Source organism: Suilimivivens sp., assembly GCF_037359455.1.
Classification (GTDB): Bacteria; Bacillota; Clostridia; order Lachnospirales; family Lachnospiraceae; genus Suilimivivens; species Suilimivivens aceti.
The window spans coordinates 1-7,378 of sequence record NZ_JAXXXI010000024.1 but is presented as its reverse complement, the minus strand read 5'-3'; the positions used below and the strand labels follow the sequence as shown (position 1 = coordinate 7,378).

The window sequence follows — 7,378 nt, the reverse complement described above, 5'->3', positions numbered from 1 at the left end:
GAATTTGAAAATACGCTCTGTAAAAAACGATTTCTGTGATTCCTGGCCTGTCAGTATGACAATTCGGTACACGGTACGCCTCCCTTCCCGCTTCACTGATAAATTCTTTGTTCAGTATACGATTACCAGCAGGGTTTACAAGACATCTGGCACGAAAGAGCGGATTCTGGCATGAAAAAGCAGATTCTGGAATGAAATCCGGTTTGAACACAGCACCCGGATCTGGGGATTCATGGTATAATCATATTGGAAGTCTGTGCAAAGGAGTATGACCAATATGAGAATTGCAATTGTGGATGACCTTGCCAAGGAACGTGCATCGCTGCACTTACGGCTTGAGAAGATACTGAACCTTCGCAGTGTATGTGCGGAGATTTTGGAATATGAGAGCGGGGAGGCATTTCTTGCAGCGGAAAAGGAACAGCAGTTTACTGCCGCATTTTTAGATATTTATATGGACGGCATGAGTGGTATGGATGCAGCAAGAGAGCTTCGGAAGATGGATACGGACTGTATGCTGGTCTTTACTACAACTTCTACAGATCACGCACTGGAAGGCTTTCAGGTGCGGGCCATGCATTATCTGGTCAAACCATTTTCCACAGAAGAGCTGGAACGGCTGACGGATGAGATGCTTGCGAGAAATCCATATCCTGACAAATATATGGAGCTGAAGGTGGGTGGCAGCGATATCCGGCTTGGCTACCATAACATCATTTACGCCGAGCATTTTGCGCATATGATCAATGTACATACTACGGCAGGAAAAACAATTTCCACACGCCAGACGTTCAAAACATTCACGGAGAAGCTGAAAGAAGAATCCCGTTTTTTTATATGCGGCCGTGGAGTGATCGTCAATCTGGAGCATGCCTCTGATTTTGAGAATGAGGCTTTCTGCATGGAAGATGGAAGCCGGATTTATGTCAATAAGGAGCTTCTGAAAAGTGCCAGACAGGCATTTATGGAATTCCTGCTGCAAAGGGGATATCAGTCATGATAAATATACTTCGTCCAATTTTTGAGCTATCTGTTGTGATTCCCGGTTTACTGCTGGCATATTTTCCGGTGAAGTCCGGCTTAAAGCAGCCTCCGGGAAAGCTTGCACTGTGGCAGGGGCCACTGGTGCTGAGCCTCTGTATCGGTGGAGGAATATTCTGCTGGCATTTTCATATTTCCACAGCTGTTGTGCTTATACTGATTGTACTGATTGTGGTCATTCTGTATATCAAAGTGCTTCGGATCTCCATTTGGAAATCCGGAACGATCGCACTTTCTGTCTGTGCATTGTTTGCCTGTATGAACAGTCTGGCCAGAGCAGTCAATGCGGTTATCCTGATCCAGAGACAGGCGGTGCAGCCACAGCCATGGTTTTGTCTGTGGGCATGTGTCTTTTATCATGGAATCTGCTGGCTTGCAACAGCTGCTGCGTATTATCCGGCTGACCATGCGGCACGTACGATGGTGGAAGATGACAATTTCGCCAGGACATGGTATGTGTTCTGGATTCTGCCACTTATCTTCATTGTATGTAATTTTTTTATGATTCCACGCTATCAGGACACACTTTATGTCGGCAGGGTTCTTCAGGGGTACATCGTTCTTGGCATCACCCTGCTTATCCTTTTGATCTGTTTTTATACGGTTTTTCTGATGATGGCAGCCAGTCTGAATAAAAATGCCAGATTGCAGCGGGAAAATCAGCTGCTGGATATGCAGCAGCAACGGTATGAGAATCTGAAAACGGCCATTGAGGAAGCAAGGCAGGCAAGGCATGATATGCGGCACCATCTGAACCGGATTTCCGCACTGGCAGAAGAGGGTGATCTGGAAGGACTGAAAACGTATCTGGCACAAACTGTTTCACGGATTCCAGACCTGGATATGAGCTTCTGTGAAAACCGTGCAGCAGACAGTGTGATTGGATATTACTGCAGCCTTGCAAAAAGGGAGAATATACCGTTCTGCCTGCAGATCGATCTGCCGGAAAAGCTTACGGTTGATGAGATTGATATGTGTCTGGTATTTTCGAATCTGCTGGAAAATGCACTGGAAGCCAGTCTGCGTACCGCACCGGACCACAGGCAGATTGAGGTAACTGCGTATGTACACGGGGAACGACTGCTTCTGATAGAGGTGAAAAATGCGTTTGACGGTGTTATTAAAGAAAAGAATGAGGTGTTCCAGTCCAGCAAACGAAAAGGCAGTGGAATCGGTATCCAGTCAGTACGGCATATTGCCAGAAAAACCGGTGGTGCCAGTGCTTTTTCTTATAAGGACGGTATTTTTTTGGCAAAAGTCATGTTACGTGGATGATTCCGGAGACAGACTTTTCATTGCCAGATCCTTTTTGAATCAATGCTTGTGGGAAGAAGCAGAAATGAGTATACTGATAATAATATGATACAGGGGAGTGACGCAGATACAGGAGGAAAAATATGCTGATCATACGGAATGGAACTTTGATCGATCCGGAAGGGCAGAGAACCTTCCGGGGCGATATCTGGATAAAAGATGGACAGATCGCACGAATCGTGGAAAGAGAAGAGAAAGAGGCTGGACTTTCAGAAGGCGGACAGGAAGCAGAGGCAGAGGTACCGGACGGGACAGAGATCATAGATGCCACAGGGCTTCTGGCCGGACCCGGGCTGATCGATACCCATGTGCATTTCCGGGATCCCGGCTTTACTTATAAGGAGGATATCCTGAGCGGCGGACAGGCGGCGAAGAAGGGCGGCTATACAGGTATCGTGCTGATGGCCAATACCAAGCCCTGTGTGGATAATGAGGAGACACTTTCCTATGTACTTGCCAGAGGGAAAGAGACCGGGATCAGGATCAGCTCCTGTGCTACCGTGACAAAGGGCATGCAGGGAAAGGAGCTGGTGGATATGGAGAGCCTTAAGGAGGCAGCAGGATTTACCGATGACGGCAAGCCGCTGCTTTCTGAGGAACTGGTGGAGGAAGCTATGAGAAGGGCACATGCACTGGGTAAGCCTATCAGCTTCCATGAGGAAAATCCCGCATTTATCAAGAACAATGGAATCAATGAAGGAAAGGTAGCAGAAGCGCTTGGTATAAAGGGATCTCCAAGAGATGCGGAGATCGATCTGATCAGACGGGATACAGCCCTTGCCCTAAAGACCGGAGCCAAAGTTGTGATCCAGCATATCAGTACGAAGGAAGGGGTAGAGCTGGTAAGAAAGGCGAAGGCAGCAGGAGCAGATATTCATGCAGAAGCAACGCCGCATCACTTTACCCTGACAGAGGAAGCTGTGCTGGAAAAGGGTACACTGGCGAAAATGAATCCTCCGCTCCGTGAGGAGGAGGACAGAAAGGCGATCTGCAGGGGACTTTCAGATGGAACGATCGACTTGATCGCTACAGACCATGCACCGCACAGCAGGGATGAGAAGAAAAAGCCGCTTACAGAAGCGCCAAGCGGGATCCTCGGACTGGAAACGGCTCTGCCGCTTGCAATCCGGGAACTGGTGAGAAAAGGATATCTGACCTACCCGCAGCTTTTTGAACGGATGAGTCTTGCACCGGCAAAGCTGTATCAGCTTCCAGGCGGACGGCTGAAGGAAGGGGAAGTGGCGGATCTGGTACTCTTTAAGGATACAGAGAACTTCCGTGTAGAGCGGTTTTTATCCAAATCGCAGAATTCCCCGTTTATTGGAGAGACACTGCCAGGTGTAGTGAAAATGACCATTTGCGGAGGCAGTATAGTGTACCGGGAAGAAGCGTGAAGTGATGGGAAACAGGTATGCACGCAAGAATACAGAAAGGAACAGACAGGAAATGAGCAGAAAAGCAAAGGTAACCGGACGGGTGCTCAGTCAGAGAGCCCTGGCGGAAAATATTTTTGACCTGAAGATCCAGACAGATCTTGCAGATGAGGCAGGAGCCGGACAGTTCGTAGGGGTATATCCGAAGGATAAAAGCACTCTGCTTCCCAGACCGATCAGTATCTGTGAGGTCAACAGGGAAGAGAAAAGCCTTCGTCTGGTGTACAGGATCGCAGGAAAGGGGACAAAGGAATTTTCTTCCTATCAGGAAGGGGATGAGGTGGAAATCCTCGGTGTTCTTGGCAATGGATATGATCTTACCAGAGCAGCAGGAAAAAGAACCGTGCTTCTTGGCGGAGGAATCGGAATTCCTCCCATGCTGGAGACGGCAAGAGAGCTTCATGAACAGGGAGAGAAGGTCACCGTTATTCTGGGCTACCGGGATGCACAGCTTTTCCTGAAGGATGAATTTGAAGCTTATGCAGATGTCCTTGTGGCAACAGAGGATGGAAGCGTCGGTACAAAGGGAAATGTACTGGATGCCATGAGAGAGCATCAGGTGGAGGCAGAGGTGATCATGGCCTGCGGTCCCATGCCGATGCTCCGGGCGATCAAGGCATATGCAGAAGAGAAGAACTGTGATGCTTATATTTCGCTGGAGGAGCGGATGGCCTGCGGTGTGGGTGCATGCCTTGGATGTGTCTGCAAGACAACGAAAAAGGACGCCCATTCCCATGTGAATAATGCCAGGATCTGCACAGACGGGCCGGTATTTGATGCCAGGGAGGTAGAGATCTGATGAATACAAAAGTAATGATTGCAGGAGTAGAACTGAAAAATCCCGTTATGACAGCATCTGGTACCTTTGGCTCCGGTATGGAATACAGTGAGTTTGTGGATCTGAACAGGCTTGGCGCAGTGGTGACCAAGGGTGTTGCCAACGTGCCTTGGGCAGGAAATCCAACCCCACGTGTGGCAGAAACCTACGGTGGTATGTTGAATGCGATCGGACTGCAGAATCCGGGTATCGATGTATTTCTTGACAGGGATGTTCCCTTTTTACAGAAGTATGATACGAAGATTATCGTCAATGTCTGTGGAAAAACAGTGGAAGATTATCTGGAGGTTGTGGAAAAGCTGGGAGATGCACCAGTAGATATGCTGGAGATCAATGTTTCCTGTCCCAATGTCAAGGAAGGAGCGATCGCCTTTGGGCAGAAGGCGGACTGTCTGTTTGATATCACATCGAAGATCAGGGCAAAGGCAAAGCAGCCGGTGATCATGAAGCTCAGTCCCAATGTGACAGACATCGCAGAAATGGCAAGGGCAGCGCAGGCAGGCGGTGCAGATGCGGTTTCCCTGATCAATACGATCACAGGTATGAAGATCGATATCCACAGAAGAACCTTTGCCCTGAAAAATAAGACCGGCGGACTTTCCGGTCCTGCGATCAAGCCGGTGGCAGTCCGTATGGTATACCAGGCAAGTCAGGCAGTGAAGATCCCGGTGATCGGAATGGGCGGTATTGCCAGTGCGGAGGATGCGATTGAGTTTATTCTGGCAGGAGCCAGTGCGGTGGCAGTAGGCGCCATGAATTTCGTAAATCCTTACCTGACAGAAGAAGTGGTAAGCGGAATTGAAGCCTACATGAAGCAGTATCAGGTGGAAAACCTGACCGATCTGATCGGAGCAGTCAGAGAATAAAGCAATGTCATAAAGAACCTTCCTGCGTCATATATTTAGAATAAGTATACGCAGGGAGGTATTTTTGTGGAATTATTGAAACGAAACATACATATGGATTGCCGGAAATGCAGCGCATCCATGGAGACATCTTTAGAAAAGGATCATAATATTTCCGATGTGAGACCGGACGCTGTGCGGATCATCATGGATAAGGGAAATGTAGTGATAGAAGAGGTCAGGGCAAGGGAGGATCGGGCTTTTATAAAGGGGAAGCTTCAGTTCCAGATTCTTTATGCGACCGATCAGGAAGGAGAAAGTGTAGCTGTAGTGGATGGGGAGGTTCCCATTGACGAGCAGATTTATCTTGCCGGTCTTGGCGAGGGTGACTCAGTGAAGGTTGGTGCGGTGCTGGAGGATCTGACTACCACACTGATCAATTCACGCAAATTCAATGTGCAGGCGCTTGTCATGCTGAAGGCGGTATGTGAGGAGCTGAAGGATGAAGAAGCGGCCGTTGATGTGGCAGATAGTGGTGTAACGGGAACAAATGAGATTGAATACCGGAAAAAGCCTTTATCTGTGGCAACAACAGTGATGAAAAAGAAGGATATTTTCAGGATGAAGGAAGAGGCAGAGATACCGGGAAGCTTTCCTAACATAGCTTCTCTGATCTGGTATGATATCCAGCCTGCAGGTGTGGAATTCAAAATGCAGCAGGATAAGATCACTGTACAGGGGGAAGTGCGGGTTTTCTTTCTGTACAGAGGAGAAGGGGAAGGAAAGGTGTGCCACTATGACACGGTGATCCCTTTTGCAGGAGCGCTGGATTGTGATGGTTCCAGGGAAAGCATGATTCCAGATATCTGTTGTCTGTCAGAGGTGCGTGAGGTGGCAGTACGGCCTGATTTTGATGGCGAGGAAAGGGTTTTTACTTTTGAGCTGGTACTGAATCTTGAGATCAATGCCTGTGAAGAGGAAGAGCTTGAGATCCTGTCGGATGTTTATGGTGTTGTAAAGGAAGTGGGTATAGAAAAGAAGAAAGGAAGCTTCCGGAGGTTCCTGACTAAGAGCAGTGGGAAAATGAAGCTTGCAGAGCATCTGACGCTTCCAGAGGAAGAACATGCCGGAAAGGTCTTATATACAAGGGGAATGATCCAGCTTGAGGAGCCGGCATACACAGAGGGAGGTATTGCGCTCTTTGGAGAAGCAAAGCTTCAGGTGATGTATGAGGATGGTACAGAGAAAGGAAATTTGTACTGCAGAAAGATCAGCCTGCCTGTACAATATGTTCTGGAGGCAGAGGGAATTGATGAAAGCTGCACCTTCCAGGTGGATGCAGATCTGGAACAGATTTCGGCTTCTATTGTGGAGGGCAGCGAGCTGGACTGCAAGTGTGTGGTATTTTTCCATGCACATATTTACCGGGCGTGGACAGAGGATATTATTGAAGAGATCACTACCAGTGAGCTGGATAGTGAGAAGATAGAGGGACTGCCATCACTGGCTGTTTATGTAGTACGGGAGGGTGACAGCCTGTGGGATATTGGAAAGCGGTATTATGTGCCTGTGGCAGCCCTTAGGGAGGCCAATGGTATGCCCGGAAATGAGATCAAGGCTGGTGACCGGATTCTGATCATACGATAAAGAAAGAAGAAAAATCCAAGGGGCGGGGCACAGGAGAAGAAAAGAGGTCGTGGTGCCCCGTCGGGAGGGGAAGAGAGAAGAAAAAACCGAGGGGGCGGGGCACAGGAGAAGAAAAGAGGTCGTGGTGCCCCGCCGGGAGGAGAAGAGAGAAGAAAAAACCGAGGAAGCGGGGCACAGGAGAAGAAAAGAAGCCATGGTGCCCCGCCAGGAGGGGAAGAGAGAAGAAAAACCCGAGGAAGCGGGGCACAGGAGAAGAAAAG

Annotated in this window: 7 protein-coding genes; all 7 read left to right on the top strand. The window is 48.7% G+C overall.

The features are described 5' to 3' along the window. Nucleotides 1-277 precede the first annotated feature (277 nt). Nucleotides 278-1,000, top strand: coding sequence for a LytTR family DNA-binding domain-containing protein (locus tag WJQ40_RS03150; protein ID WP_262572300.1), 723 nt, complete (start codon nt 278-280; stop codon nt 998-1,000). Beyond that, complete coding sequence (locus WJQ40_RS03145) at nt 997-2,316, top strand: GHKL domain-containing protein (RefSeq protein ID WP_337537864.1); 1,320 nt, start codon at nt 997-999, stop codon at nt 2,314-2,316. The genes WJQ40_RS03150 and WJQ40_RS03145 overlap by 4 nt, the downstream gene beginning before the upstream one ends. 122 nt (nt 2,317-2,438) lie before the next feature. Further along, complete coding sequence (locus WJQ40_RS03140; protein WP_337537863.1) at nt 2,439-3,749, top strand: dihydroorotase; 1,311 nt, start codon at nt 2,439-2,441, stop codon at nt 3,747-3,749. A gap of 52 nt (nt 3,750-3,801) precedes the next feature. Then, nucleotides 3,802-4,587 carry a dihydroorotate dehydrogenase electron transfer subunit gene (locus WJQ40_RS03135; protein ID WP_337404287.1) on the top strand — a complete coding sequence of 262 codons (786 nt, stop codon included), beginning with the start codon at nt 3,802-3,804 and terminating at the stop codon, nt 4,585-4,587. Next, entirely contained in the window at nt 4,587-5,492 is a 906-nt protein-coding gene (locus tag WJQ40_RS03130) for a dihydroorotate dehydrogenase (protein WP_118798322.1), read from the top strand. The genes WJQ40_RS03135 and WJQ40_RS03130 overlap by 1 nt, the downstream gene beginning before the upstream one ends. Nucleotides 5,493-5,558: 66 nt before the next feature. Then, nucleotides 5,559-7,118 carry an SPOCS domain-containing protein gene (locus WJQ40_RS03125; RefSeq protein ID WP_337537862.1) on the top strand — a complete coding sequence of 520 codons (1,560 nt, stop codon included), beginning with the start codon at nt 5,559-5,561 and terminating at the stop codon, nt 7,116-7,118. A gap of 52 nt (nt 7,119-7,170) precedes the next feature. Further along, on the top strand, nt 7,171-7,378 hold a 208-nt coding region (locus tag WJQ40_RS03120), incomplete at its 3' end, for a hypothetical protein (protein ID WP_337537861.1).